Source organism: Pseudomonas sp. SWRI22 (assembly GCF_014268395.2).
Taxonomy (GTDB): Bacteria; Pseudomonadota; Gammaproteobacteria; order Pseudomonadales; family Pseudomonadaceae; genus Aquipseudomonas; species Aquipseudomonas paracarnis.
On sequence record NZ_JABWQK020000001.1, the window covers coordinates 886,967 to 912,130 of the forward strand.

At 60.0% G+C, this 25,164-nt stretch carries 19 protein-coding genes and 2 pseudogenes; 9 read left to right on the forward strand and 12 right to left on the reverse strand.

From position 1 onward, the window contains the following. The first annotated feature begins 78 nt into the window (after positions 1-78). From HU730_RS03680 to HU730_RS03690, 3 genes are all read left to right on the forward strand, one after another. The gene (locus HU730_RS03680) at positions 79-1,725 is read left to right on the forward strand and encodes a VRR-NUC domain-containing protein (protein WP_186527747.1); all 1,647 of its coding nucleotides are present in this window, start codon (positions 79-81) and stop codon (positions 1,723-1,725) included. Beyond that, positions 1,722-3,977, forward strand: a complete 2,256-nt coding sequence (locus HU730_RS03685; RefSeq protein ID WP_186527748.1) for an ATP-dependent DNA helicase — start codon at positions 1,722-1,724, stop codon at positions 3,975-3,977. Before HU730_RS03680 ends, HU730_RS03685 begins: the two co-directional genes overlap by 4 nt. Before the next feature lie 255 nt (positions 3,978-4,232). Beyond that, entirely contained in the window at positions 4,233-9,395 is a 5,163-nt protein-coding gene (locus tag HU730_RS03690; RefSeq protein WP_217862436.1) for a hypothetical protein, read from the forward strand. A gap of 128 nt (positions 9,396-9,523) precedes the next feature. On the opposite strand, the pseudogene HU730_RS03695 reads toward HU730_RS03690, so the two are convergent. The 3 genes and pseudogenes from HU730_RS03695 to HU730_RS03705 form a co-directional block, all read right to left on the reverse strand. Continuing rightward, positions 9,524-9,973 (reverse strand): annotated as a pseudogene (locus HU730_RS03695) (glutathione S-transferase); the annotation flags it as partial. Between the two features lie 125 nt (positions 9,974-10,098). Continuing rightward, positions 10,099-11,049, reverse strand: coding sequence for an alpha-E domain-containing protein (locus HU730_RS03700; protein WP_057975962.1), 951 nt, complete (start codon positions 11,047-11,049; stop codon positions 10,099-10,101). Positions 11,050-11,051: 2 nt separating this feature from the next. Next, positions 11,052-12,461: a circularly permuted type 2 ATP-grasp protein gene (locus HU730_RS03705; RefSeq protein ID WP_034127666.1), complete on the reverse strand. Its 1,410-nt coding sequence runs from the start codon at positions 12,459-12,461 to the stop codon at positions 11,052-11,054. Between the two features lie 428 nt (positions 12,462-12,889). Here HU730_RS03705 and HU730_RS03710 point away from each other — a divergent pair, with 428 nt between their 5' ends. The 3 genes from HU730_RS03710 (at position 12,890) to HU730_RS26570 (ending at position 13,879) form a co-directional block, all read left to right on the forward strand. Continuing rightward, positions 12,890-13,435 carry a hypothetical protein gene (locus tag HU730_RS03710; protein WP_014718415.1) on the forward strand — a complete coding sequence of 182 codons (546 nt, stop codon included), beginning with the start codon at positions 12,890-12,892 and terminating at the stop codon, positions 13,433-13,435. Positions 13,436-13,520: 85 nt separating this feature from the next. Continuing rightward, positions 13,521-13,733 (forward strand): hypothetical protein, encoded by a 213-nt coding sequence (locus HU730_RS03715; protein ID WP_096144667.1) that lies wholly within the window; start codon positions 13,521-13,523, stop codon positions 13,731-13,733. Between the two features lie 11 nt (positions 13,734-13,744). Next, entirely contained in the window at positions 13,745-13,879 is a 135-nt protein-coding gene (locus HU730_RS26570) for a hypothetical protein (protein ID WP_014718417.1), read from the forward strand. On the opposite strand, the gene HU730_RS03720 is transcribed toward HU730_RS26570, so the two are convergent. Next, on the reverse strand, positions 13,870-14,217 hold the full coding sequence (locus HU730_RS03720) for a helix-turn-helix domain-containing protein (RefSeq protein ID WP_054899059.1): 348 nt from the start codon (positions 14,215-14,217) through the stop codon (positions 13,870-13,872). The two genes, HU730_RS26570 and HU730_RS03720, sit on opposite strands and share 10 nt — an antisense overlap. A gap of 55 nt (positions 14,218-14,272) precedes the next feature. Further along, positions 14,273-15,619 carry a cation:proton antiporter gene (locus tag HU730_RS03725; protein WP_054899060.1) on the reverse strand — a complete coding sequence of 449 codons (1,347 nt, stop codon included), beginning with the start codon at positions 15,617-15,619 and terminating at the stop codon, positions 14,273-14,275. Between the two features lie 192 nt (positions 15,620-15,811). Here HU730_RS03725 and HU730_RS03730 point away from each other — a divergent pair. Further along, positions 15,812-16,978, forward strand: a pseudogene (locus HU730_RS03730) (aminotransferase class I/II-fold pyridoxal phosphate-dependent enzyme); the annotation flags it as partial. 47 nt (positions 16,979-17,025) lie between these two features. Here HU730_RS03730 and HU730_RS03735 read toward each other — a convergent pair. Then, positions 17,026-17,466 carry an Lrp/AsnC family transcriptional regulator gene (locus HU730_RS03735; RefSeq protein ID WP_186527310.1) on the reverse strand — a complete coding sequence of 147 codons (441 nt, stop codon included), beginning with the start codon at positions 17,464-17,466 and terminating at the stop codon, positions 17,026-17,028. Between the two features lie 108 nt (positions 17,467-17,574). Here HU730_RS03735 and HU730_RS03740 point away from each other — a divergent pair, with 108 nt between their 5' ends. Continuing rightward, complete coding sequence (locus tag HU730_RS03740) at positions 17,575-18,483, forward strand: DMT family transporter (RefSeq protein WP_034127661.1); 909 nt, start codon at positions 17,575-17,577, stop codon at positions 18,481-18,483. A gap of 77 nt (positions 18,484-18,560) precedes the next feature. Here the strand turns inward: HU730_RS03740 and HU730_RS03745 are convergent, their stop codons facing one another. The 3 genes from HU730_RS03745 to fabF form a co-directional block, all read right to left on the reverse strand. Continuing rightward, positions 18,561-20,540: a U32 family peptidase gene (locus HU730_RS03745; protein ID WP_186527311.1), complete on the reverse strand. Its 1,980-nt coding sequence runs from the start codon at positions 20,538-20,540 to the stop codon at positions 18,561-18,563. Positions 20,541-20,801: 261 nt separating this feature from the next. Then, positions 20,802-21,182 (reverse strand): RidA family protein, encoded by a 381-nt coding sequence (locus tag HU730_RS03750; protein WP_014718423.1) that lies wholly within the window; start codon positions 21,180-21,182, stop codon positions 20,802-20,804. 71 nt (positions 21,183-21,253) lie between these two features. After that, positions 21,254-22,522, reverse strand: a complete 1,269-nt coding sequence (gene fabF, locus HU730_RS03755; RefSeq protein ID WP_034127410.1) for a beta-ketoacyl-ACP synthase II — start codon at positions 22,520-22,522, stop codon at positions 21,254-21,256. A 107-nt stretch (positions 22,523-22,629) separates the two neighbouring features. Here fabF and HU730_RS03760 point away from each other — a divergent pair, with 107 nt between their 5' ends. Further along, positions 22,630-23,106: a helix-turn-helix domain-containing protein gene (locus HU730_RS03760; RefSeq protein ID WP_096144663.1), complete on the forward strand. Its 477-nt coding sequence runs from the start codon at positions 22,630-22,632 to the stop codon at positions 23,104-23,106. Positions 23,107-23,110: 4 nt separating this feature from the next. Here HU730_RS03760 and HU730_RS03765 read toward each other — a convergent pair whose 3' ends face one another. The 3 genes from HU730_RS03765 to HU730_RS03775 form a co-directional block, all read right to left on the reverse strand. After that, positions 23,111-23,980, reverse strand: coding sequence for an oxaloacetate decarboxylase (locus HU730_RS03765; protein WP_186527312.1), 870 nt, complete (start codon positions 23,978-23,980; stop codon positions 23,111-23,113). A 110-nt stretch (positions 23,981-24,090) separates the two neighbouring features. Next, the gene (locus HU730_RS03770) at positions 24,091-24,759 is read right to left on the reverse strand and encodes a DUF3313 domain-containing protein (protein ID WP_089041669.1); all 669 of its coding nucleotides are present in this window, start codon (positions 24,757-24,759) and stop codon (positions 24,091-24,093) included. Next, positions 24,759-25,070 carry a hypothetical protein gene (locus HU730_RS03775; RefSeq protein ID WP_034127413.1) on the reverse strand — a complete coding sequence of 104 codons (312 nt, stop codon included), beginning with the start codon at positions 25,068-25,070 and terminating at the stop codon, positions 24,759-24,761. Before HU730_RS03775 ends, HU730_RS03770 begins: the two co-directional genes overlap by 1 nt. Positions 25,071-25,164: the final 94 nt, after the last annotated feature.

Below are 25,164 nucleotides of genomic sequence, written 5' to 3' on the forward strand. Positions count from 1 at the left end.
ATTTATCTATTACTGATTGCAACAACGGCTTTGCCCCGGCACTCTGTATGCATAACCAGTATTTGATTGCATTGCACCATGGCCAACCCCCTCGAAGACCCCTTGTATTACCTGCATAACTTCCGCCAAGTGCTGGTTTGGTTGGGGCAACGCTACGCCGATTTGCTCAATGCGCACGAACAGCAATTCATTCAGCAATTTGACAGGTTGCCACAGGCGTCCCAGGCGTTGTTGGTGCGCATGGTGATGCGCAAGGGCGTGCATTTTCGCGCCACTAAACTCCATTACCTGGAAATCGGTTGCCCCCATGCGGCGGCAGGGCCATTGCGTGAGCTGGGATGGGTGGAGGATCAAAGCCCGCTGCCGTTTGCCACCCTCTTCGCGCTGCTGCAAAAGAGTGAATTGCTCGGCGCCTTCAAGCCTTGGATCGACCAACCCAAGGGTAACAAGGCCGATTGGCTTGAACCTTTGGCCGCGCAATTTACCGAGCCGCGCAGCTTTGCCCAGTGGTGCCCCGACGTAGACGACGCGCTCTACAGCCTGACGGTAATGGAGTTGTGTGATCGCCTGCGCCTGATGTTCTTCGGCAATCTGCACCAGGACTGGTCGGAATTCGTGCTGGCAGACCTGGGCATCTACACCTATGAAAAAGTCGAGTTCTGCGCCGAGTCGCGTGGGTTACGCAGCCGGGACGACGTGCATGGGTTCCTGTTCCTGAACCAGTGCCAGCAAGCCTTTGAAGCCGGTGAAGCGCTGGATACGGTGTTGGCGCAGGTCGCCACGTTGTGTACCGACAACCCCTGGCTGGAAAAGCGCCGCGCCAAGCTGTTGTTCCAGATCGGCCAGTATTGCGAACGCTGCGCCGAGCTGGCGCTGGCCGAACAGATTTACCGCGGTTGCACGCACCCCGGTGCCCGGGCGCGGCTGATTCGCGTACTGGAGCGCCAGGAGGATTACGCCCAAGCCATGGCCCTGGCGACCGAGGCACAGCAGGCCCCACACAGCGCCGCAGAACACCAACAGCTGCTAAGGGTAGTGCCGCGCCTGCGGCGCAAACTTGGCGGGCCGGCGCTGCCCAGGGCCAAACCCCAAGCGGTGGCGCGCCTGGACCTGGCACTGATGCAGGAACCGCTGCTGTCGGTGGAATCCAGTGTGCTGGCGCACCTGAGCGAACCGGATGCGCCCGTGCATTACGTCGAGAATGGCCTGATCAATTCGCTGTTCGGCTTGCTGTGCTGGGAGGCGATTTTCGCCCCGCTGCCGGGGGCATTCTTCCACCCGTTCCAGCGTGGGCCGGCGGATTTGCACAGCGAGGACTTTTATCAACGTCGAGAAGCTTTGTTTGCCGCGTGCTTTGCACAACTGAAGGATGGTCGCTACAAGGCTAGCATCCGCCAACGCTATGTAGAGAAATGGGGCATTCAGTCGCCTTTTGTGTTCTGGAACCTGCTCAGCGAAGAACTGCTGGAGCAAGCCCTGGCCTGCCTGCCCGCCGAACACTTGCGCCATTGGTTTACGCGCCTGTTGCAGGATATCCGTGCCAACCGGGCCGGGATGCCGGACCTTATCCAGTTCTGGCCCGCGCAAAATACCTATCGCATGATCGAGGTCAAAGGCCCCGGCGACCGCCTGCAAGACAACCAGTTGCGTTGGCTGCAATTCTGCGGCGAGCACCAGATGCCAGTCACCGTCTGCTACGTGCGCTGGGCGGAGCAACCCGCTTGAGTTACAGCGTGGCCGTGCGGGCGCTGTGTGAGTTCACGGCCAAGGTCGGTGACCTCGACCTGCGCTTTACGCCGTCGCCCAGTGCCCAGGAAGGCATCGTCGGCCATCGCACGGTAGCGTCACGGCGCAATGCGCACTACCAGAGTGAAGTGGCGCTTGAAGGCGAGTACCAGCAACTCAAAGTACGGGGCAGGGCGGACGGCTATGACCCCGACAGCAACCGCCTCGAAGAGGTGAAGACCTACCGCGGCGACCTCGCTGCCCAGCCCGCCAACCATCGGCAACTGCACTGGGCCCAGGTCAAAGTGTATGGCTGGCTGATGTGCCAGAAGCTCGGGCTCAGTGAGATCGACCTGGCGCTGGTGTACTTCGATATCGTCGGCGAAGGCGAAACCTTGCTCAACCAGCGATTCGATGCGCCAGACCTTGAGCAGTTCTTCAAGCAACAATGCGCGCTGTTCCTGGACTGGGCCCGGCAGGAGATGCAGCACCGCGCGGCACGCAACGCTGGCGCGCAGAGCCTGGCATTCCCCCATGCCGACTTCCGTACCGGGCAGCGCACCTTGGCCGAGTCGGTCTACAAAGCGGTGAGTACCGGCCGGTGCCTGATGGCCCAGGCGCCCACCGGCATTGGCAAGACCATCGGCACTATCTTCCCGCAGCTCAAGGCCTTGGCGCCGCAGCAACTGGACAAGGTGTTCTTCCTCACCGCCAAGACGCCCGGGCGCAAGCTGGCCCTAGATGCCGCCCAGGTGCTGTACGACAGCAGCCCCGAGCTGTCACTGCGTGTGCTTGAACTGGTGGCCCGGGACAAGGCGTGCGAACACCTGGACAAAGCCTGCCATGGCGACTCCTGCCCGTTGGCCAAGGGCTTTTACGACCGCCTGCCTGCTGCCCGCCAGGCCGCGTCCCAGGTGCGCCTGCTCGATCAGCAAAGCCTGCGCAACGTGGCGCTGGCCCATCAGGTTTGCCCGTACTATTTGAGCCAGGAAATGGCGCGCTGGAGCGACCTGATCGTCGCCGACTACAACTATTACTTCGACTTTGGCGCGATGCTGTTCGGCCTCGCCCAGCTCAACCAATGGCAGGTCTCGGTGCTGGTGGATGAAGCCCACAACCTAGTCGAGCGAGCCCGCTCGATGTACAGCGCCAGCCTGGATCAATACAGCCTCATGACCGTGCGTGACAGTGCACCCGAAGCGCTGAAAAAACCCTTGCAGCGCCTCAACCGTGAGTGGAACGCGTTGCACAAGGATCAACTGGCGCCTTATCAGGCCTACGCCGCCAAACCCGACAAACTGCTCCAGGCCCTGAGCCTGTGCACCAGCGCCATGGGCGATTACTTCAACGATCACCCCGATGCCCTCACCGGTGACCTGCAAGCCTTCTACTTCGACGCGCTGCAATGGGCCAAAGTGGCGGAGCTGTTTAACGAGCACTTTATTTTCGATATCACTAAGCGCTCGTTCACCGCCAAGCGCAGCAGCTCGACCCTGTGCCTGCGCAACGTGGTACCGGCCGAGTTCATCCGGCCCAGGCTGACCGCTGCGCGCAGCAGCGTGTTGTTTTCCGCGACCTTGAGCCCACGGCACTATTACGCCGATTTGCTGGGCCTGCCAGCGGACACCGCCTGGGTCGACGTTGAATCACCGTTCAAGGCCGAGCAGTTGCAGGTGAGCATCGTTGAGCGGATCTCCACGCGGTTCGTGCATCGCCAGGCATCGCTGGAACCCATCGTGGCATTGATCGCCCAGCAGTTCGCCGCGCAACCGGGTAACTATCTGGCGTTTTTCTCCAGCTTCGATTACCTGCAACAGGTCGCGCAGCTACTGGCTGAGCGACACCCACAGATTGCGCTGTGGCTGCAATCCCGAGGTATGGCCGAGGCCGAGCGCCAGGCCTTTCTCGACCAGTTCACCCCGCACAGCCAGGGCATCGGCTTTGCGGTACTGGGCGGAGCGTTCGGCGAAGGCATTGACTTGCCCGGCGCGCGCTTGATCGGCGCGTTTATCGCCACCCTGGGCTTGCCCCAGCTCAACCCGGTGAACGAGCAGATGAAACAGCGCATGGGCGCGATTTTCGGCGCGGGGTACGACTACACGTATCTGTACCCGGGTATTCAAAAAGTCGTGCAGGCGGCGGGGAGGGTGATTCGCAGCCAACAGGATCGGGGGGTGGTGATGTTGATTGATGATCGGTTTGGCGAGCAGCGGGTGCGGCAGCTGCTCCCCAAATGGTGGGCATATAAATGATGGTCCACACCCTGCGCAATGACTCATCCAAGACTACGGCGCCCGCCCGAGTGAAACTGGTCGAAATCACGTAATTACGAAGGGTGTTGTTGGCGCTATCAAACACCTGAAACCGGGCATTGCCTACTGTCAGAATTAACAGGTACCGATCCAGGGTCATCCTGCACTACCTGTTAATTCTGACAGTAGGCACGCCGCGATTTCAGGCGTTTGATAGCGGTAAGCCAACAGCGCACGACCGTGAGGATTCTCGCCATGCCCAAGAACAAAACACTTGACCCCCTCCTGCCGCCCATCGTTGTCCCGCTGATGGAACCGGCCATTGATGGTGATATCGAAGGGGCGCATGGCGGTATCGGCCTGCGGCATACCGAGGTGCCGTTGGTGGTCTACCTGATCAACCCCAAAGATGGCGTCACTCCGGGCAGTGTTGCCTCACTGTTCTGGGGCAACCGTAATATTCCCGTGGCCTCTACGCCGATTCGCGAAGGCGAGGAAAACCTTGACCTGATCCCGCTGACTGTTCCCGCGCACCATATCGTCCCGTTCTTGGTCTACCCGGTATGTGCCATGCTAAGGCGCAGAAGCGGCAATGAGTCATTCACCGAAGAAATCAAGTTACGGGTCAGCCTGACTCGCCCCGGTGGCGAAGACAAAGACAGTCTGCCCGGCCACCAGGGGCTGGCGTATCAGGTCCCACCGGATGTTGTGCTGCGTGGCGTCAATCAGGAGCAGGCACTGGCGGGTGTCAAGATCATCATTCGCTACTGGCTAAACATGCGCGCTTATGACCTGATCACTCTGGCCTGGGGCTCGCAAGTGGTTCAGCACCGGGTCCAGCCCGGCGAAGTGGGCCGTGACATCACCTTGACCGTCGACTACGCCACTATCAGCGCCGCGGGCAATAACCGGCTTACGCGCGTGGCTTACCAGGTGCGGGACGCGGGCGGCAATCTGCCGGAGGAGCGGGCACGCTGGTCGGCGGTGTCGTTGATTGATGTGCACCTCAATGAGGTGCGCCCCGAAGCGCCGTGGCTGCAGTTTCCAGACACCGGTACGAAAATCGACCTCGCGGAACTGGGCAGTTGGGATGTGGAAGTGGCCCTTTGGGTCCTCTCCCAGGAGGCTAGCGCGTATTCCCACGTGACGCTGATCTGGGCCGGTTTGGACAGTGAAGGCAATTCGATCCCTTATACGCACACCGAAGAACTCAGTAGAGCAGGCCTTTATACCTTTGAGGTTCCCAACGCGCTGGTGAGCGCGATTGCCGAAGGCAGCGCGAGTGTGCATGCCCTGTATCAGAATGGCGCGGTGCAACAGCCTTCCGAAAAGCTCTATCTGGACGTCATTGGGCAAGTCGTCAGGTGGCCGGCACCGACGATAGACGAGGACCAGGGTGGCCATATCGAGCCGGATGTCGACGCGACCGTACGCTTCCCCCTTCAAGGGAGCTGGCCGAAGGACGGTTATATCGAAGTCATCTTCCGGGTCAGCAGCGCCGATAACACCATCGAACATCGCATCGGCCGCGAGGTCGACGATATTCCGCCCACGGCCGGTGGGGATTTGTTGTTTACGGTATACCCCGACGAACTGCGGCGTTTCGACGGCCACCTGACTGACGTGTTTTACGCCCACACCCGGCCCGGCGGCCGCCCGCAGGAGTCCCTGCGGTTGCAGATCGTGGTGGGTCAGATCAAGCGTACGATGCCCAAGCCGATTGTCGACAAGGCGGTCAGCGGCCAGTTGAATCCGGATGATGTAGGTGCCTTCGCCACCGTGTTTGCACCGTTTGGCGAAACACTGCGCGGCGACTGGATCCGCATGTACTGGCTTGGCCGGGGCGCCCGCACCGAAGTGCCAGTGCAAGTGGCCGTGAATGGCGCCACCACCACCCACGACATCGAAAAATACTACGTGGAGAACAACCTGGATGAGTCGGTGACGGTGTTCTACACGTTGACACGTAGTGATGAGGCGATGCCGCGGTATTCTGAGATCACCGAGGTGCTGATCAGCCGTGGCGTGGGCGAGTTGCCGTCGCCGACCTTGCGCGAAGCCCAGACGACCGGCCCCGACACCGCCGAACTGGAGCCGCTCAGGGTGCAACAGGGTACCCAACTGGTGGTGAGCTATGTGGGGATGCGCAACAGCGACTCGATCAAAGTCACCATGAACGGTGCCGGCAATGGCGGTTCGCCAGATATCCCGGCCAAACCTGGGAATGAAGCCTTGCAGGAGGTGGCGTTCGATATTTCCAGGGCGGCGATTGCGGCGAACATTCGTGACCACGCCACCACGGTGAAATACCAATACGTGGTAACCCGTGCGGGTGTCTCGGTCACGTCGGCAACCTTGACGGTGACCGTGAGGCCGATACCGCAATCGGAGCTGGCCAAGACGGTCATCAGGCTCAACGAGGCCAATAGCGCGACAAAGGTGCTGGACCTGGATAGCTTCGTCGGCAACGCGATGGCGCATGTCGGCACCTGGCCGTTTATCACCGCCCCTTATCCGGTCTCGTTGAAGTTTTTTGGTAGAACAGCCGCTAATGTTGCTCATGACCTGACGCTGTTCAGTTTCAACAGCTCGTATGTCAATCCGAACTGGGTTGCCCAAGGCCGCTATGAATATCGCCTGTTGCGCACTTACCTCGATGGGTTGGGCCATGGCACAAAATTGAGGATGGAATTCAAAGCCGCCGTCAGTCTTAGCAAGGTTGAAGCCGAGGCGATCAGCTTTTCGGTGGTGGAGTACACCGTCAATACACTGCCGGCAGAATTCCCTGTTCCCAAGTTGACCCAGGCCACGGGGACGGGTACCTCCGTTACCCTGGCGCCGTTGAATGCACAAAACGGTGGCACCGTGTCCGTGGAGTACACACCGATGTACACCACAGACAGCATCAAGGTGACGATGGTGGGGACAGCCGGTGCGGGTTCTCCGGTGATCCCGGCCAAGAATGGGGTAACGGCGGGCAAAGTCACGTTCGATATTACCAAGGCCGCGATTGCCGCCAACGTCGGCAATGCCAACAAGACGCTCACGCTTAAGTACGACGTAACCCGTAGCGGCAAGGTGGTTGCGTCCAAGGTGTTGACGGTGACGGTGACACCGATACCGACAACTGAGTTGGCAAAGACAGTGATCCGGATAAATGAAGCGGATGCTGCTACCAAAGTCCTGGATTTGAGTGGATCGGTTACCAATAAAACTCTACGCGTTGGGTCATGGCCGTTTATCGCGAGCTTCCAACCGGTAGCCATGTTATTGAGTGGCTTCAAGGCCGATGGATCGGTACATGAGCTGCAGGTATGGACTCTGGCGAGCAACGCGGTGACTGCTGGGTGGTTCAGCAATGGTTTCTATGATCAACGCGTCGCCGCCTCGTACTTCCTTGAACTGGGTCATGATACGAAACTGAAACTTCAGTTCAAGGCGACGCTTTCATCTAGTCAAGCCGAGGCTGACGCCATCATCTTCCCGATAGTGGAATACACTGTTAATACACTGCCGGCAGAATTCCCTGTTCCCAAGTTGACCCAGGCCACGGGGACGGGTACCTCAGTTACCCTGGCGCCGTTGAATGCACAAAACGGCGGCACGGTGTCGGTGGAGTACACACCGATGTACACCACAGACAGCATCAAGGTGACGATGGTGGGGACAGCCGGTGCGGGTTCTCCGGTGATCCCGGCCAAGAATGGGGTAACGACGGGCAAAGTCACGTTCGATATTACCAAGGCCGCGATTGCCGCCAACGTCGGCAATGCCAACAAGACGCTCACGCTTAAGTACGACGTAACCCGTAGCGGCAAGGTGGTTGCGTCCAAGGTGTTGACGGTGACGGTGACACCGATACCGACAACTGAGTTGGCAAAGACAGTGATCCGGATAAATGAAGCGGATGCTGCTACCAAAGTCCTGGATTTGAGTGGATCGGTTACCAATAAAACTCTACGCGTTGGGTCATGGCCGTTTATCGCGAGCTTCCAACCGGTAGCCATGTTATTGAGTGGCTTCAAGGCCGATGGATCGGTACATGAGCTGCAGGTATGGACTCTGGCGAGCAACGCGGTGACTGCTGGGTGGTTCAGCAATGGTTTCTATGATCAACGCGTCGCCGCCTCGTACTTCCTTGAACTGGGTCATGATACGAAACTGAAACTTCAGTTCAAGGCGACGCTTTCATCTAGTCAAGCCGAGGCTGACGCCATCATCTTCCCGATAGTGGAATACACTGTTAACACACTGCCGGCAGAATTCCCTATTCCCAAGTTGACCCAGGCCACGGGGACGGGTACCTCAGTTACCCTGGCGCCGTTGAACGCACAAAACGGTGGCACGGTGTCGGTGGAGTACACACCGATGTACACCACAGACAGCATCAAGGTGACGATGGTGGGGACAGCCGGTGCGGGTTCTCCGGTGATCCCGGCCAAGAATGGGGTAACGGCGGGCAAGGTCACGTTCGACATTACCAAGGCCGCGATTGCCGCCAACGTCGGTAATGCCAACAAGACGGTCACCCTTGATTACGAAGTGGCCCGCAACGGCAAGGTTATTTCGTCCAAGGTGTTGACGGTGACGGTGACGCCGATACCCCAGGCTGAGTTGGCCAAAACGGTGCTCCAGATCAATCAGGCTAACGCGGCCACTCGAGTACTGGACTTGGATCAAGTTGCCGGCAATATCACAGGGGAAATTGGTGTCTGGCCGTTTATCACTGCGCCTTACCCCGTCTGGTTGAGGCTGCTGGGGAAAACGGACAAGGGCGTTGATCATTCGCTGACGGTGTATAACGGTGCAGGTAGCGCAGCTGTCAACCCGACTTGGATCGCTCAGCGGAGAATCCAACAAGCGATCTTTCGTAGTTATCTGAATGGATTGGGTGATGGCACCAAGCTGCAGATGGAGCTCAAAGCGGCTTTCAGTCCTAGTAAAGCTGAAGCTGATGCCATTAGATTTCCAGTGGTGGAGTACATAGTTGCTACAAAGGTTAATGATCTGACGACATTTGAGCATGGTCCGAACACTGGGTGGTATGTCGTCGGCGGTAGCATGCGTGACAAGGTGATAGATGGAAATCGTTGCGGCGGTCTGTTGTTCGATACAAATTCAAATGGACATTACAAAGTAATATATAAGACATATTATAATCTTCGAATGGGTAAGACGTATCAGTTGTCGTTCGATGTAAGGCCAGAGAATCCTTTAATAACTGCTAGTTTTCATGTCGCGGTGGCAAATACATACATTAATTTTAGAGGTTCATTTACGGGGGCGTCTTGGCGTCATTTCTCGGGAACCTTTCGTGTTGAAACTAGTACTGCCTTTAATATTCAAATTGATTTTCAAATACCAGCAGCAGCAAACACCTTTATTTTCGTAGATAATATTGGTGTGCGGGATGTATAAGGTGGTATGGGGGTGTTTAAAAGTGAGCCTGCTCCATACTCTATCGGTGCGGATAAAGTATGGGGTGGGTTTTTTCTAAGTTTGAAGTGTGAAAATAAGCTTATTCATTAATACAATATTGGGTGTCGTCAGGATTTTGTCATCACCGCGATAAACAGCGGCGACTCCAGAAATCGCTGCAACCAAATCTGCAAACGCTGATACGGCGTCCCCGCAAACCACTCCCGATCCACATGGGCAAACTGGCGCACAAACGGCGCCAGCGCCACATCCGCCAGGCTCAGGTGTTCGGCGAGCAAGTACTCACGCTCCGCCAGCAATCCTTCCAGCTTTTGCAAGAACACCTCACCCTCGGCCCGATAATGCTCCATCGGCTGTTCCGGGTAGCGCTCGGCATACTTATATCGATTCAAGTGATGCTTGAACACCTGATCATTCTCGGCAATCAACGCCAGCACCGCAGGGGCACCTTGCAGCAGCCAATCATCCGGGTCGTGCTGCGCCAGAGCCCATTGCATGATCTCCAGGCTCTCCTCGATCACTCGACCTTCGACACTCAACACCGGCACCGTACCTTTGGAAATACGGGGCAGATTTATTTAAATAGTAAATCTGCCCGATCTGGCGCTCTTTCAACGATCAATACGGGCCGGCGTAATACTGTGCTGGTACCAAGAGATAGGTCACTGCCACCCAGTATCAATCAAACGACTTCCAGATAAGAGCTCTGCACCGCCCCCGCCAACTCCCGCACGCCCTCAATAAACTCCGTCAACCGCCTATGCAACCCATCCTCCAGAATCTCATCAATCCCCGTATACCGCAGCCGCGCTTCAAACTCGGCAGCCAAGCGCTGCGCCGTGCGCCCATAACTACCCGGCAGATCCGCGAGAATATGGCTCAACTCCTCGATACACGCATGCAGCGAGCGCGGCACGTCACTGCGCAACAGCAGCAGTTCCGACACCGAGCGGGCGTTCAGGGCATTGGGGTACAGCTCGGTATACGCCTCGAATGACGACAACGCGCGGAGCAGGGCGCTCCACTGGTAATAGCCGCGGGCCGACAGGTCGCTGACTTCTTCGGACTCTTCGCCGAACATCTCGTAGCGTGCATCCAGCAGGCGCAGGGTGTTGTCGGCGCGCTCGACAAAGGTGCCGAGGCGGATGAAGCGATAGGCGTCATTGCGCATGATGGTGCCCGAGGTCGCGCCGCGAAACAGGTGCGAACGTTGTTTGACCCAGTCACAGAAGTGGCTGATGCCATGTCGCGCCAGGCCGCCGGCGGCAATGCTGCGCATTTCCAGCCAGGTGGCATTGAGGTTTTCCCACATGTCGGCGGTGATGCGTCCGCGCACGGCGTGGGCATTGCCCCGGGCGGCGCGCAGGCAGTTGTAGATGCTGGCCGGGTTTTCTTCGTCGAGGGCGAAGAAGTGCAGCATGCGCTCGGCATCCAGGGTGTGGTGGCGTTCGAGGTAACTGTCCAGGGTGCCGCTGCTGAGCAACGACATGGCCAGTTCATCCAGGCCATCGCTGCGCCCGGCCTGGGGCATCAAGGACAGGGAATAACTGACTTCCAGCATGCGTGCCAGGTTCTCGGCGCGCTCCAGGTAGCGGGACATCCAATACAGATCTGCAGCGGTTCTACTCAACATAGTCAGCCCTCCACCACCCAGGTGTCCTTGGTTCCGCCGCCTTGCGACGAGTTCACGACCAGCGAGCCTTCCTTCAGCGCCACGCGGGTCAAGCCGCCGGGCACCAGGCGGGTTTCCTTGCCCGAGAGTACGAATGGGCGCAGGTCGATATGCCGGGGCGCAATGCCGTTTTCGACGAAGGTCGGGCAGGTGGACAGGCTCAGGGTGGGTTGGGCGATATAGGCATGGGGACGGGCCTTGATGCGCTGGCGGAAGTCTTCGATCTCGGCGGCCGTCGACGCCGGGCCCACCAGCATGCCGTAGCCGCCGGAGCCCTGGGTTTCCTTGACCACCAACTGTTCGAGGTTGGCCAGCACATGGGACAGTTCATCGGGCTTGCGGCATTGGAAGGTCGGCACGTTTTGCAGGATCGGTTCCTCGTCCAGGTAGAAGCGGATCATCGCCGGTACATAGGGATAGATCGACTTGTCGTCAGCCACCCCGGTGCCGATGGCGTTGGCCAGTACCACATTGCCGGCGCAGTAAGCCGCCACCAGCCCCGGCACGCCGAGCATTGATTCGGGGTTGAACGCCTGGGGGTCGAGGAAGGCGTCGTCAATGCGCCGGTAGATCACGTCCACGGGCTTGGGGCCGTCGGTGGTGCGCATGAACACCTTGAGATCGTGCACAAACAGATCGGCACCTTCCACCAGCTCCACGCCCATTTCCCGGGCAAGGAACGCGTGTTCGAAGAAGGCGCTGTTGAAGCGCCCAGGCGTCAACACCACCACATTCGGGTTATCGAGGCGGCTGGCGCTCTTGAGGGTCTTGAGCAACAGGTTGGGGTAGTGGTCCACGGGTGCAATGCGCTGCTTGGCGAATACTTCCGGGAACAGCCGCATCATCATCTTGCGGTCTTCGAGCATGTAGCTCACGCCGCTGGGGGTGCGCAGGTTGTCTTCGAGCACGTAGTAAGTGCCGTCACCGTCGCGCACCAGGTCGACACCGGAGATGTGCGAGTAAATGTCGCGGTGCAGGTCCAGGCCGACCATTGCCTTCTGATAGCCCTCGTTGCCCAGCACCTGTTCTGCCGGAATGATCCCGGCCTTGATGATGCGCTGGTCGTGGTAGATGTCGGCGAGAAACATGTTCAGTGCATTGACCCGCTGGATGCAGCCACGCTCGATCAGGCTCCATTCACTGGCGGGGATGCTGCGGGGAATGATGTCGAAGGGAATCAGGCGTTCGGTGTCTTGCTCGTCGCCATACAGGGTGAAGGTGATCCCGGCGCGATGGAACAGCAAGTCCGCTTCACGGCGACGCTGGGCCAGCAGTTCTGGCGGCGTATTGGCCAGCCAGCGAGAGAAGTCCTGATAGTGCGCACGGCATACGCCGTTTGCGTCATTCATTTCATCAAAGAAAGATCGAGCCATTCCAGTACCTTGTCAGTGCCCAGTGTGGCTTTGGGTGGCACTGCCGCTTAAAAAAACGCATGTTTTTATGAGCCCGTGGCTGAAGGTGCCAACAGACCTGGTCCTTACTTTCTTATGGGGGCGGCTCTGGGTCGGGGGGTAACGCATGCTCCTGTTTTCCGGGTGGTGAATGGATAAAGCAATGCCTGTGCCGGAATGCGAACTAGGCATCAATAACCTGTGGCGAGCGAGCTTGCTCGCGCCGGGCTGCGCAGCGGCCCCAATAAAAGCGGGAGCGCTGCGCACTCCAGCGCGAGCAAGCTCGCTCGCCACAGGAGGGGGCTCACCACAATGGGGCGCGGCGTGTTTCAGATTGGTGCGCCAACCCACTTGAACTTCATCGAGCCCCGATTCTTCTAAGAAGTTTCGTCACCTTGTGGAGCACCGTCGTGTCCAGAATCATCTCCCCCCACACTCCGGAAGCGGCCCTGAACGACCACAGCGAACACAACGCAAAGATTTTCGGCTCGCCCAAGGACCGCCTCGACTTTTACCGGCGCGAGATCCAGTACGAAACCAGCATCCTGGCTAACCGCACCGACGCCTACCTGACCGCGCAATCCTTCCTGGTGATTGCCTTTGTCTCCGGCATGGGCAACCTCAACCCGGAATGGGGCAAGCTGTTCACGCTGGTGGTGCCGATCTTCCTGGTTTCGCTGGGTATTCTCAGTTCGCTGAATGCCTGGCCCGGTATCCGTGCGGCGTATGAAATCATCGACCACTGGCACTACAAGCAAAGCGAATTGCTGCGCAGCGAGCCGGTGATGGGCATGGCCTACGATGAGTCGCCACTGTTTTCCGAGGTGGAGTCGAGCCACAAGGGCTATCGCAAGTCGTTGTTGTTTTCCATGCGCGCGCCGTGGTTGTTCATGGTGTTCTGGCTGGTGTTGGGCATCTATGCGTTTTATATCCAGGTGGACAATCCACTGCGCTGACCACGCGGACGGAACTTCAGCCGTGGCCGTGACGCCTTAGCTCTATGCGGTACAGATTTTTCACCGGCCTGCAAAGAGGTGCCTCATGACCCAGCCTAAAGATCCCCAGACCCACAATCGCAACGACCCAGCCATCGACGGCGGCGAGCCGGCCCCTGGCACCGCCGCCGATGCGCCCAAGGATCCAACGCCTGCGAGCGACCCAAAGGCCAAGGAAAACGACTACAGTCCAGACTTCAGGCCTGAGCGTGAGCACAAGCCTGAAACCGATGCCGATATCGATACCCAAGGCGGTTAGAGGAGACGCACATGTCAAAAGAACTGGACGATGAACTCAACGACCCGGGCAACGAAGACCCGGGTTCGCTGATGGACGATGCCGAGGTACCGCTGAACGACCTGGATGAAGCGGCGGACGTTGGCAACACTGAAAATCAGGACTGATCCGGCGGCGGGCCCGAGGGATTGCTGAGCTTGAAGTAGACGTCTTCCTCGGCCCCGCCGTCCAGCGACACCTCCTGGCCCACCACGCGGTTATCGATCAGCGTCTGCGCCTGATCGCGGCTGATATTGACCACTGTGCTGCGCTTGCCAGTGATCACATACACCACATCCACCCCATGCTCGGCCAAAGCTGCCAGGTAGTTGGCATGGGGCAGGTCTTCGCCCAGTTCATATTGACGTTGCTCGCGTGTGGTCACGCCGCCTGCCTGCGCCAGGTATTGCTGCGAATATCCCAGGCGTTGGCGTTCCTCAAGCAATCGTTGGGCGATGTTTTTCATTAGTTGACTCGCACTGTGGGTCCTGACTGTTTGAAACCCCGGCGCGGTGCAGGATTCAATTTTTTTGCGCAGCTTGACGCTCATACCACGCCAGCATGGGCTGGGTGCTCAACCCGTGGGCCAGGATGCTCAACGCGATGACCGACAACGTCAGGTTGACCGCCACCGCACTGCTGGTGCCCACCAGCCCGTGGTTGAGCGCATAGAACAGGTAGTAAATGCTGCCGATCCCACGAATGCCGAACCAACTGACCAGGCTGCGTTGCCGCCGGTCCAACAGGCGGCCCCAAGGCATGGCGAATACACTGGCGGGGCGAATCACACAAAACAGCAACGGTGCCACCGCCAACGCGGCCCACTCCCAGTGGCTGACCAGCACGATGCCCAAGACTGTCACCAGGAACACCTCCATGGCCCGCTCCACCAGGCTGCCGAAGGCCAGCATGTCGCCCATCATCACGCCTGCCGCGATCTGGGTGTCCTTCAACTGGCTGACGTCACCATGCAAGGCTTGCTCGGGCTCGATTTCAAGGTGGCCCACCACCGGTTGCGCCAGGTGCTCGGCGGGTGTCTGGGCGTTGCCGGTGGACTTCACCTCGGCCTGGCGCAACCCCAGGCCCGCCGCGAATACCGACAGGAAGCCATAGCCGCCCACGGCTTCGGCGGTCACATAGGCAAGGGCGATCAATGCCAGTGTCAGGTAATCATTGGGCGAGAGGGTGCTGTCGGCATTGATCAGGCGCAGGCGCAACGTCACCCGGCCGATACCTCGGCCCATCCAGTAGCCGATCAATAGCCCGACCGGCACCGCCCATACCAGGTTTTTCAGCACCCAACCGCCGACCCAGTCGCCATCGAAGCCGCCGTGTTGCATGAACAGCAGGCCGAAGATCACAAACGGGAAGGCGCTGCCATCGTTCAGCCCCGCTTCGCCTGACAGACCGAAGCGCAGCGCGTCGTAGTCCTGGGCATTGTTGACCTGAACCAGGCCCGCCAGCACCGGGTCGGTCGGCGCCAGGATCGCGCCCACCAGCAGAGACACCCCCCACGACAGATCAAGCAGGTAATGCAGCAACAGCCCGGTGCCGAGGATGGTCAACAACATGACCGGGCCGGCCAGGCCGAAGGCGATGCGCCAGGTGCGATGCTTGAGCGGCAGGCGCAATTTCAGGCCGCTGACAAACAGCGAAAACAGCACTGCCACTTCGGTCAGGTGCTCCATCCAGCGCGCCGAGCCCTTGATGTCCAGATGCAGCAGGTCCACACCCAGAGGGCCGATGGCGATACCCAGCAACAGGCACACCGCCGAGGTGGTGACCGGCATCCAGCGCAAGTATGAGGAGGTGAGGGCCAGGGTAAGCAGTACGGCGCCCAATACGGCCAGCCATAGAATGAAAGTCATTGTGCGTGTTCCAGGGCCGTGGTCTATGCAGCTTTGAGAACGGCGACCGGAAGGGGGTTCAATGTGATTGCCTGCCATGGGGGCAAGGCCTTATTTAGCCATTGAACGAAGGTTTGCCATGCACTAAGTTGGCCGCTTGTCGCCCGCGCATCTACGGATCTGCGTCTTTCTTCTTTCACCAGAGGCTCTGGCATGAAGTTTTCCCCCTTCGTCGAGCGAATTGCAGGGCAGGGCGTTGCCGCCTGGGACATCCACCACGCCGCGTTCGCCGCCGCCAGCCAGGGCGAAGACGTCATCATCCTCAGCGTCGGCGACCCGGATTTCGCCACGCCGTCCTTTATCACCGACGCCGCCGTCAATGCCTTGCACGCGGGAGATTCTCACTACACCGAGATCGCCGGTCGCCCGGCACTGCGCGAGGCGATCGCCGCCCGTTACAGCCGAACCCTTGCCCGGCCGTTGGCCGCCGACAACGTGATCATCGTGCCCGGTGCGCAGAACGCGCTGTTCATCAGTTCGCTGTGCCTGTTGCAGGGCGGCGACGAAGTGTTGGTGCTCGACCCGATGTATGTCACCTACGAAGCCACGCTCAAGGCCAGCGGCGCCACCCTCGTGCGGGTGCCCTGCAGTGCTGAGGCCGGCTTTCGCCTGAATCCGTCCTTGCTCGCCGCCGCGATCACCCCGCGTACCCGGGCGATATTCTTTTCCAATCCGAACAACCCCACTGGCGTGGTGCTTGACCTGCAGGAGCTGCAAGCCATTGCCGACTTGGCCATCGCCCATGATCTGTGGGTGGTGGTGGATGAGGTCTACGAAAGCCTGGTGTTCGACGGTCAATACCACAGCCTCGCGGCATTACCGGGCATGGCGCAGCGCTGCATTGTGATCGGCAGCTTGTCCAAGTCCCACGCCATGACCGGCTGGCGTATCGGCTGGCTCATCGCTCCAGTGCAAATGGTGCAGCACGCCGAAACCCTGCTGTTGAGCATGATGTACGGCTTGCCCGGCTTTGTGATGGAGGCGGCGACCGCCGCGGTGTTGGCCCACGATGAAGTCACTGAAGGTATGCGGGAGACCTACCGACGCCGACGTGACCTGGTAGTGACCGCCTTGAGCACCTGCCCAGGCATCCGGGTGCTGGCGCCGCAAGCCGGCATGTTTGTGCTGGTGGATGTGCGCGGCACGGGGCTGGGGTCGCTGGATTTTGCCTGGCGCCTGTTTCGTGAAGCGGGCGTGTCGGTGCTGGACGCGGCAGCCTTCGGCGAGCCGGCCCAGGGGTTCGTTCGACTGTCCTTTACCCTGGGCGAGGAGCGCCTGGCGCAGGCCTGTCGGCGGATTGTGGGGTTTGTGGAAAAACTGACCAGTGAGCGCGCCGTGCATTGGGCATGAGTACCTGAACAACCCATTTAGTCAGCCAACGGCGGCAAACGCCGTTTCACCGGGGTTTTCTTGACGATAGCGGTGTTGGTTTCGGCATAGGTATTCAGCCGGTCCAGCAGCGTGTCGAGGTGTTCCATGGTGCGTACGTGCAGGCGTGCGATAAAGCAGTCGTCCCCGGTAACCTTGTCGCACTCTGTGAACTCGGGGATCGCCTGGATCTGGCGCTCCAATTCCTGCAATTTGCCGGGCAGGGGGCGAATGCGCACGATGGCTTGCAGCAGGTAGCCGAAGTGCTTGGGGTCGATGTCGACGGTGTAGTGGGTCAGCACGCCGCGTTCTTCCAGGCGGCGCAGGCGTTCGCTGACGCTGGGTGAAGACAGCCCGGTGATGCCTGCCAGGGCTTTGAGGGACAACCGCGAGTCGTCCATCAAAGCGGCGATCAACTGCTGGTCGATGGTGTCGATCATGGTCTGTGCCTAATAAGAAAAGGTGATTTCGGGCTTTTGCCTTTTTTAGTCGCTGTAGCCGTCGCCAACAGATTGCCATACTGGAGCCTCACTTGAGGAGCCTCAATCATGGATTCATCCATCCGTCGCGGGTCGTGGGAAATGGTCGCCGCCATGCTGATCTCGGGCAGCATTGGTTGGTTTGTGCTGGTGTCTGGCGTGTCGGTGATCGAGGTGGTGTTCTGGCGCTGCGTGATCGGTGCGCTGACGCTGGTACTGGTGTGCGCCTGGCTGGGTTACCTGCGCCTGGACCTGCTCAGTTGGGCAAAACTGGGGCTGGCCGTGCTCAGCGGCGTGGCCATTGTCGGCAACTGGTTGCTGCTGTTCGAATCCTACTCCCGTGCCTCCATCGCGATCAGCACCGCGGTGTACAACGTGCAGCCGTTTATCCTGGTGATGCTGGCGGCGGTGTTTCTCGGTGAAAAAATCACCGTGCAGAAACTGGCGTGGTTGAGCGTGGCGTTCCTGGGCATGTTGGCAATTGTTACCGCCCATGGCGAGCAAACGGGTGGAGGAGATTACCTGGTAGGCATCGCGCTGGCCCTGGGCGCGGCATTTTTGTATGCGGTCGCGGCGTTGATCATCAAGCGCCTCAAGGAAGTACCGCCGCATTTGATGGCATTGATCCAGGTGACGACTGGCGCGCTATTGCTGGCGCCGCTGGTGCCCTGGAATGGCCTGCCGGCATCCACCACGACGTGGGCGGCCTTGGTCACCTTGGGGGTGGTGCACACGGGTTTGATGTATGTACTGCTGTATGGCGCGATCCAGAAACTGCCGACGGCCATTACCGGCGCACTGTCGTTCATCTACCCGATTGCGGCGATCTTTGTGGATTGGATTGCGTTCGGGCATCGCCTGGGGTGGCTGCAATGGCTGGGTGTGGCGGCGATTCTGCTGGCAGCGGCAGGGTTGCAGAGGGGCTGGTGGTGGCCCCGCAACCTCGGTAGGCGCGAGCTTGCTCGCGAAGAAGGTTAACGATGACGCAGCGTATCAGGGTTGAAACGCGGCCTTCTCTCGTTCTTCGCGAGCAAGCTCGCTCCTACAGAAGAGGGTTAGTGCGTGCCCTGGTAGATAAGGTTTTCCGGGCTGAAATGCTCCACCGCGCTGCCAGGCTGGGGCAGGCCGAGGATATGCCCCTTGATCTTGCCCACCACATGCATTTCGCAGGGTTTGCAGTCGAACTTCAAGGTCAGCACTTCGTCACCGTGGATCAATTGCATCGGCGCCACCTTGGTCTTTACCCCGGTTACACCCTTGGCCTGTTTAGGGCAAAGGTTGAACGAGAAACGCAGGCAGTGCTTGGTGATCATCACCGGCACTTCGCCGGTTTCTTCGTGGGCTTCGAAGGCGGCATCGATCAGCTTCACGCCGTGACGGTGGTAGAAGTCCCGGGCCTTCTGGTTGTAGACGTTGGCCAGGAACGACAGGTGCGCCTCAGGGTAAACCGGCGGCGGCGAAGTTTCAGCCTTGCGCCCGCCCCGCGGATGCGCGGCGACGCGTGCGGCGGTCAGTGCTTCGATCACTTCACGGCGCAACGCCTTGAGCTGCGAGTTGGGGATGAAGAACGCCTGCGGCGCATCCAGTTCGATACGGGTGGCGTGGTACTCGGTGGTGCCGAGCTGGCCGAGCAGGTCGCGCAAGGTGTCCAGCGCCTGTTCCGGCTTGTTGGCCACGCCAAACGGGCCGGGCAGGGTGACACTGGCGCTGATGCCTTCTTCGCTGGTCGCGGTGATTTGCAGCTGCTCTTCACGCAGGCGCGCGACCCATGACAAACCGATACGGCGCTCGGCCGAGGTCTTGAGCAGGGCCTGTTGCCAGTTGTGGTCCAGGTTGCGATTGAGCGGGTGATGCGGGCGCAGCTGGTGCAAGCCGGCCGGCATTTCGTTAGGCTCGACGCGGTAGCGGTAGCGCTTCTCACCGTCTTCCTCGAACTCACCCTTGGGCTCGGCGATATTGGCGCGAAAACCCACCACTTCACGCTTGATCAGCACATTGAGGCCGTCGCCGTTGGACAGTGGCTCATGGGTGACCACCTGCAAGTCGCGCTTGCCGGCTTTTTCCACGGTGCCCACGGGCAGGCCGGTAAAGGTCGGGGTGTCAAAGGCACCGATGTCGATCTTGCGGTCGCTGACAAAGTAATCGGTGCTGCCACGGTGGAAGGTTTTTTCCGGGTCGGGCAGGAAGAAGTGCGCGGTACGGCCGCTGGAAGCGCGGGCCAGGTCCGGGCGGTCTTCGAGGATCTCGTCGAGGCGCTGACGGTAGTAGGCGGTGATGTTCTTCACATAACCCATGTCCTTGTAGCGGCCTTCGATCTTGAACGAACGCACGCCCGCTTCGACCAGGGCACGCAGGTTGGCGCTCTGGTTGTTGTCTTTCATCGACAGCAGATGCTTTTCAAAGGCCACCACGCGGCCCTGGTCATCTTTCAGGGTGTAGGGCAGGCGGCAGGCCTGGGAGCAGTCGCCACGGTTGGCGCTGCGACCATTTTGCGCGTGGGAGATATTGCACTGCCCGGAGAACGCCACGCACAGGGCGCCGTGGATAAAGAACTCGATGGCGGCATCGGTCTCGTCGGCAATGGCGCGGATCTCTTGCAGGTTCAGCTCGCGGGCCAGTACCAACTGCGAGAAACCGGCCTGGTCGAGAAACCTGGCCCGGCCCAGGGTGCGGATGTCGGTCTGGGTGCTGGCGTGCAGCTCGATCGGCGGAATATCCAGCTCCATCACGCCAAGGTCTTGCACGATCAACGCATCCACACCGGCATCGTAGAGCTGATGGATCAGCTTGCGCGCAGGTTCCAGCTCGTTGTCATGCAGGATGGTGTTGATGGTGGTGAAGACGCGGGCGTGGTAACGGCGGGCGAATTCCACCAGTTGAGCGATATCGCTCACGTCGTTACACGCATTGTGGCGGGCGCCAAAGCTCGGCCCGCCGATATAAACGGCGTCGGCGCCGTGCAGGATAGCCTCACGCGCAATGGCGACATCGCGGGCAGGGCTGAGCAATTCCAGGTGATGCTTGGGCAAGGACATAGTTTTTTAGTCAGGCTTGTCACGGTCGAGGCGCGCATTGTAGCCGTGAAATGCCTGGGCGGCATCTACCGCAGGGCTGTCGGGCCTAATGCAAGTCCGTTAAGCGAACGCATTACTCAACGCAACGAAGCCCCAATGTGGGAGCTGGCTTGCCTGCGATGGCGATTGAACATTCACCACCGCTATCGCAGGCAAGCCAGCTCCCGCCTTTTTGACCGCGTTCAACATTCCGATCAGTTCGGTTCTAAAAACGTCACAGATTCAAGCCTTGGCAGCCATCGCCGTCACTTCCACCCGCATACCTTCCACCGCCAAGGCGGCAACGCCCACTGCCGCCCGCACTGGCCAGGGCTTGGCGAAAAAGCGCTTGTAGACCTCGTTGAACGCAGCACGGTCGGCCATGTCGGTGAGGTAGATGGTCAGGTGCATGACCCGGTCCATGGAACTGCCGGCTTTTTCCAGCGCGACTTTCAGCGCTTGCAGGGTGCACTCGCTTTGCAGGGTGATATCGCCCAGTTCCAGGCTGCCATCGGCATGGGTGGGAATCTGGGTGGAGACCAGGATGCCGTTGAAGCCGATTACGTCGGAGGAGATGGAATCGGCGTCCGGGTCAGGGGTATAGGACAGGTCGTGGTTGGCCATGGGCACCTCGTGTTGGCAGGAACAGAAAGGCGCCATGGTCGGTGAAATTCACTCCAGGGGCAAACCCCGGCTTATATCCAGCGTCGGAACAGCACGCTGGCGTTCACGCCGCCAAAGCCGAAGCCATTGGACAGCGCATATTCAATCGGCATGGGACGCGCCTCATCGCGCACCATGTCCAGGCCGTCGGCGAGGGCGTCCGGGTTTTCCAGGTTGAGTGTCATTGGCGCGATCTGGTCACGCAGGGCAAGCACGGTGAAGACGGCTTCGATGCCCCCCGCAGCACCGAGCAAGTGGCCGGTGGCGGATTTTGTCGAGCTGATCGCCGGGCTACCGCCAGTACCGAATAGCGTCCTGATTGCCGCCAGCTCGCCTTTGTCTCCCACAGGTGTGGAGGTCGCGTGGGCATTCAGGTACTGCACCTGCGACGCCTCGATGCCCGCCTGGCGCAACGCTTGAGTCATTGCCCGGCGCGCACCGTCACCGTCTTCAGGCCCTGCGGTCATGTGATAGGCGTCTGCACTGGTGCCATAGCCCACCAGTTCGGCAATCGGCTGCGCGCCCCGCGCCAGGGCATGTTCGAGTTCTTCAATTACCAGAATGCCGGCGCCTTCGCCCATCACAAATCCGTCGCGCGCCTGATCGAAGGGTCGCGAAGCGCGCTGCGGGGTGGCATTGAAATCGCTGGACAGCGCTCGCGCTGCGGCGAATCCGGCAAGGCTGACGCGATGAATCGCCGCTTCGGCACCGCCGCATACCGCGACGTCGACTTCCCCGGAGCGAATCATTCGCGCTGCGTCGCCGATAGCCTGAACCCCGGCGGCACACGCGGTTACTGGCGCACCCAGAGGGCCTTTCAAGCCATAGTTGATCGACACATGCCCGGCGGCCATGTTGCTCAGAAACGATGGAATGGTGAAGGGCGACAAACGACGCGGGCCCTTGCTGTCGGTGGTGCGCACCGCATCGGCAATGGCCGGGAAACCGCCGACGCCGGAGGCGATGATGGTTGCCGTGCGTTCCTGCTCTTCGGGTGTTCTGGGGGCCCAATTGGCCTGCTTCAGGGCTTCATCCGCCGCCGCCAGGGCAAACAGGATAAAGCGGTCCATCTTGCGCTGTTCCTTGGCTGCCAACAGTCGATCAGGATCAAAACCGGCTTCGGGGTCTTGCAACACACTCTGCACCTGGCCGCCGATGCTGACCGCCAGATCACCGATCAACTCTTGCGGCAACCGGCGGATGCCCGACTGTCCGTCCAGCAAGCGCTGCCAAGTGGATTCCACGCTCGACCCCAGCGGCGTCAGCGCGCCCATGCCCGTCACGACGATACGTTTACTCATGCTCAATCGACTCCTGTTGCTTGAAGGGTACACAGCGTATGGACGTCACTATCATCATGAAAGTAACATGGCGTCATACAAGTTTGTACTCGCACACAGGAATACTTATGCAGCGCAAATCCCTCATCAGTGCCGAATGCCCCATCGCCCGTAGCCTTGAACGGGTAGGGGAGTGGTGGAGCATGCTGATCATGCGCGACGCCTTGCACGGCTTGCGCCGTTTTGACGAGTTCTCGCGCAGCCTGGGCATCGCGCCCAACATGCTGACGCGCCGCCTTAATGGCTTGGTAGACGCGGGGATGCTGGAGCGCCGCGCCTACAGCGAGCGGCCGCCACGGTACGAATACGTGCCGACGGCCAGAGGCGAAGACTTTCGTATGGTGCTGATGGCGTTGGTTGCGTGGGGCAATCGGCATTACGCCGAGGAGGGCATCAGTGTCAAGGTGGTGGAACGCGAGACGGGCCGGCCGGTGCAGCCGATGATGGCGACGGAGGAGGGTGCGTGGGTGGCGATGGATCAGTGCGTGGTACAGCCCGGCCCGGCCGCCAGCGCAGGGATGCGCCAACGGCTGAGCCGTGAGTGATTGATTACTCTTTTACATCCATGAACTCTTCGGCCCACGCCACATAGCTCTCAGGCAAGGTGTAGGTGTGGGTCAATTCCGTCGCACTGAGGTTGGAGGTGCTGTGGGTCAACTGGCGCTGGGCACGCAGGCTGTCGTAAGTGGCCTTGATCGCGGCGAAATAGGCGCCATGCCCGGCCACCACGATGCGTACGCCCAGGCTGGCCAGGCGCTCGCTGTCGTGCAGTTGTGGGTTGCCGTAGGTCACCAGCATCAGCGGAACGCTGAGGTTCTCCGCGATTTGCTCCAGGTGGTCGAAGTCCATGACGCCGACCATGCAGATGCCGTCAGCGCCGGCCTTTTCGTAGGCCTTGGTCCGCGCAATCACGTCGCGGGTGGGCAGCACGCCGGCGTTGGTGCGCGCAATGATCGACAGCGCCGGGTCGACACGCGCCTCCAGCGCGGCCTTGACCTTGCCGATGCCTTCTTCGACGGAAATCAGGTCCGTGGATTTACGCCCGAATTGCGCAGGCAAGAGGGTGTCTTCGATGGTCAGCGCAGCGACGCCGGCGCGTTCCAGCTCTTCGACGGTGCGCATTACATTCAGGGCGTTGCCGTAGCCATGGTCGGCATCGGCGATGAAGGGCAACTGGGCCACACGGCCGATGCGGGTGGCTTGCTCGACGAACTCACTCAGGGTAATCAACGCAAAGTCGGGGGCCGCCAGCACCTGCAGGGAGGCGACGGAGCCGCCCAGGATTCCCACTTCAAACCCCAGGTCGGCCGCGATGCGGGCAGACATGGGGTCGAATACGGAGGCGGTTTCAACGCACAGGGGCGTTGCCAGCAGGTCACGGAAGTTACGGCGTAGCGCTGAGTGAGAAATCTTGGGCATGGTCTTTCCTGGCTTTGGTCATCGTCAAGTGACGATCAATGTCTATTCGTGGTGCCGGGAGATTACCACGCAGATGCCCCTGTGATTATGACGTTTGAGCGCGGCGAGGGTTATCGAGCGACTGCACTGTACGACGTACCCAGGTCGCGGGCCCAGCCGTCGAGCACGTCCTTGACGTTGTCGGCGGTCATGACTTGCTTGTCATTGGCCAGGGGTGCGCCGGTGCCTTTACGCACCATGGCCGCCACGACATCGCCGGTCGAACCATCTTCCAATGACAGCTCCGTGGCGATTTCACTGTCTCGATCGCGTATGCCTGTGGCGGCGCTCACGCCCGCTGCGACCAGGGTGATCGGCAGCCACTCATAAAACCGCAGTCCCTGGGGGCTGGTGGCGATGCGGGTGATCGCAGGGCGTACTGTGAGGGTGTCAGGGCCAGGTTTTGAGGCCAGATAAACGTATTTGCCAAGTTCCGAGCGCAGTACCAGGTCGTAGTAGCCGGTGACGTGGGAGAGCGTGCTTTGGGGGATCTGGGCGCTGGGTTCAACAGCCGGGAAAAACTGGCTAGGCGCCAGGTAGACCTGCTTGTAGCGGCCGCGCTTCAAGGCTGGGCTGATCCAACTCAGTACGGTCTGGCCCGACGGGCTCTGTTGCTCTTTAAGCAGGCTGTAGTCATGAAGAAAGCCTGTATATCGCTCGGGTTCGACCTTGTTGCTGCTGCAAGCCATCAGGCTCAGGGTGGCCGCCATCAGTAGCAGGAGTGAGCATTTACGGGCCATCAATGGGTTGCCTGTTCGTTTGGAGTGTCGTGTGACGATTCGATATGCAACTGGCCATGGGTCATGATCCAGTGGACAAGCTCGGCGATGGGAATGGAGTGGGCGTACTCGACCCAGCGCCCGGCGTCGGGGCTGTAGTGTTCGAAGTAGCGACGCAGCACGATACGGTCCAGGTCCGCGTTCAGCCCCAGGCAGGATTCCTGGAACAGCATCGGGCTGTCCTGAGCCGGGGAAGAGGTGCGCTGGCTCAGTACCAGTGGCCGCGCATCGCCTGCTGCTTGCTCGGTGTACCTGCTGCTCGAAACTTTCATAGGCGTCTTTCGTGAGTGGGAGATGTGCAGAATGCCCGACAGGTTTTGCCCAAAGATGTCCGGGTTGTGTCCGTGGCGAAGGAATGTTGCTCGA

What these genes read in the sequence shown, in the direction of transcription:
- HU730_RS03680 (WP_186527747.1), top strand. Translation starts at nt 79, where the DNA reads ATGGCCAACCCCCTCGAAGACCCCTTGTATTACCTGCATAACTTCCGC.
- HU730_RS03690 (WP_217862436.1), top strand. Translation starts at nt 4,233, where the DNA reads ATGCCCAAGAACAAAACACTTGACCCCCTCCTGCCGCCCATCGTTGTC.
- HU730_RS03700 (WP_057975962.1), bottom strand. Translation starts at nt 11,049, where the DNA reads ATGTTGAGTAGAACCGCTGCAGATCTGTATTGGATGTCCCGCTACCTG.
- HU730_RS03705 (WP_034127666.1), bottom strand. Translation starts at nt 12,461, where the DNA reads ATGGCTCGATCTTTCTTTGATGAAATGAATGACGCAAACGGCGTATGC.
- HU730_RS03715 (WP_096144667.1), top strand. Translation starts at nt 13,521, where the DNA reads ATGACCCAGCCTAAAGATCCCCAGACCCACAATCGCAACGACCCAGCC.
- HU730_RS26570 (WP_014718417.1), top strand. Translation starts at nt 13,745, where the DNA reads ATGTCAAAAGAACTGGACGATGAACTCAACGACCCGGGCAACGAAGAC.
- HU730_RS03720 (WP_054899059.1), bottom strand. Translation starts at nt 14,217, where the DNA reads ATGAAAAACATCGCCCAACGATTGCTTGAGGAACGCCAACGCCTGGGA.
- HU730_RS03725 (WP_054899060.1), bottom strand. Translation starts at nt 15,619, where the DNA reads ATGACTTTCATTCTATGGCTGGCCGTATTGGGCGCCGTACTGCTTACC.
- HU730_RS03735 (WP_186527310.1), bottom strand. Translation starts at nt 17,466, where the DNA reads ATGATCGACACCATCGACCAGCAGTTGATCGCCGCTTTGATGGACGAC.
- HU730_RS03740 (WP_034127661.1), top strand. Translation starts at nt 17,575, where the DNA reads ATGGATTCATCCATCCGTCGCGGGTCGTGGGAAATGGTCGCCGCCATG.
- HU730_RS03745 (WP_186527311.1), bottom strand. Translation starts at nt 20,540, where the DNA reads ATGTCCTTGCCCAAGCATCACCTGGAATTGCTCAGCCCTGCCCGCGAT.
- HU730_RS03750 (WP_014718423.1), bottom strand. Translation starts at nt 21,182, where the DNA reads ATGGCCAACCACGACCTGTCCTATACCCCTGACCCGGACGCCGATTCC.
- fabF (WP_034127410.1), bottom strand. Translation starts at nt 22,522, where the DNA reads ATGAGTAAACGTATCGTCGTGACGGGCATGGGCGCGCTGACGCCGCTG.
- HU730_RS03760 (WP_096144663.1), top strand. Translation starts at nt 22,630, where the DNA reads ATGCAGCGCAAATCCCTCATCAGTGCCGAATGCCCCATCGCCCGTAGC.
- HU730_RS03765 (WP_186527312.1), bottom strand. Translation starts at nt 23,980, where the DNA reads ATGCCCAAGATTTCTCACTCAGCGCTACGCCGTAACTTCCGTGACCTG.
- HU730_RS03770 (WP_089041669.1), bottom strand. Translation starts at nt 24,759, where the DNA reads ATGGCCCGTAAATGCTCACTCCTGCTACTGATGGCGGCCACCCTGAGC.
- HU730_RS03775 (WP_034127413.1), bottom strand. Translation starts at nt 25,070, where the DNA reads ATGAAAGTTTCGAGCAGCAGGTACACCGAGCAAGCAGCAGGCGATGCG.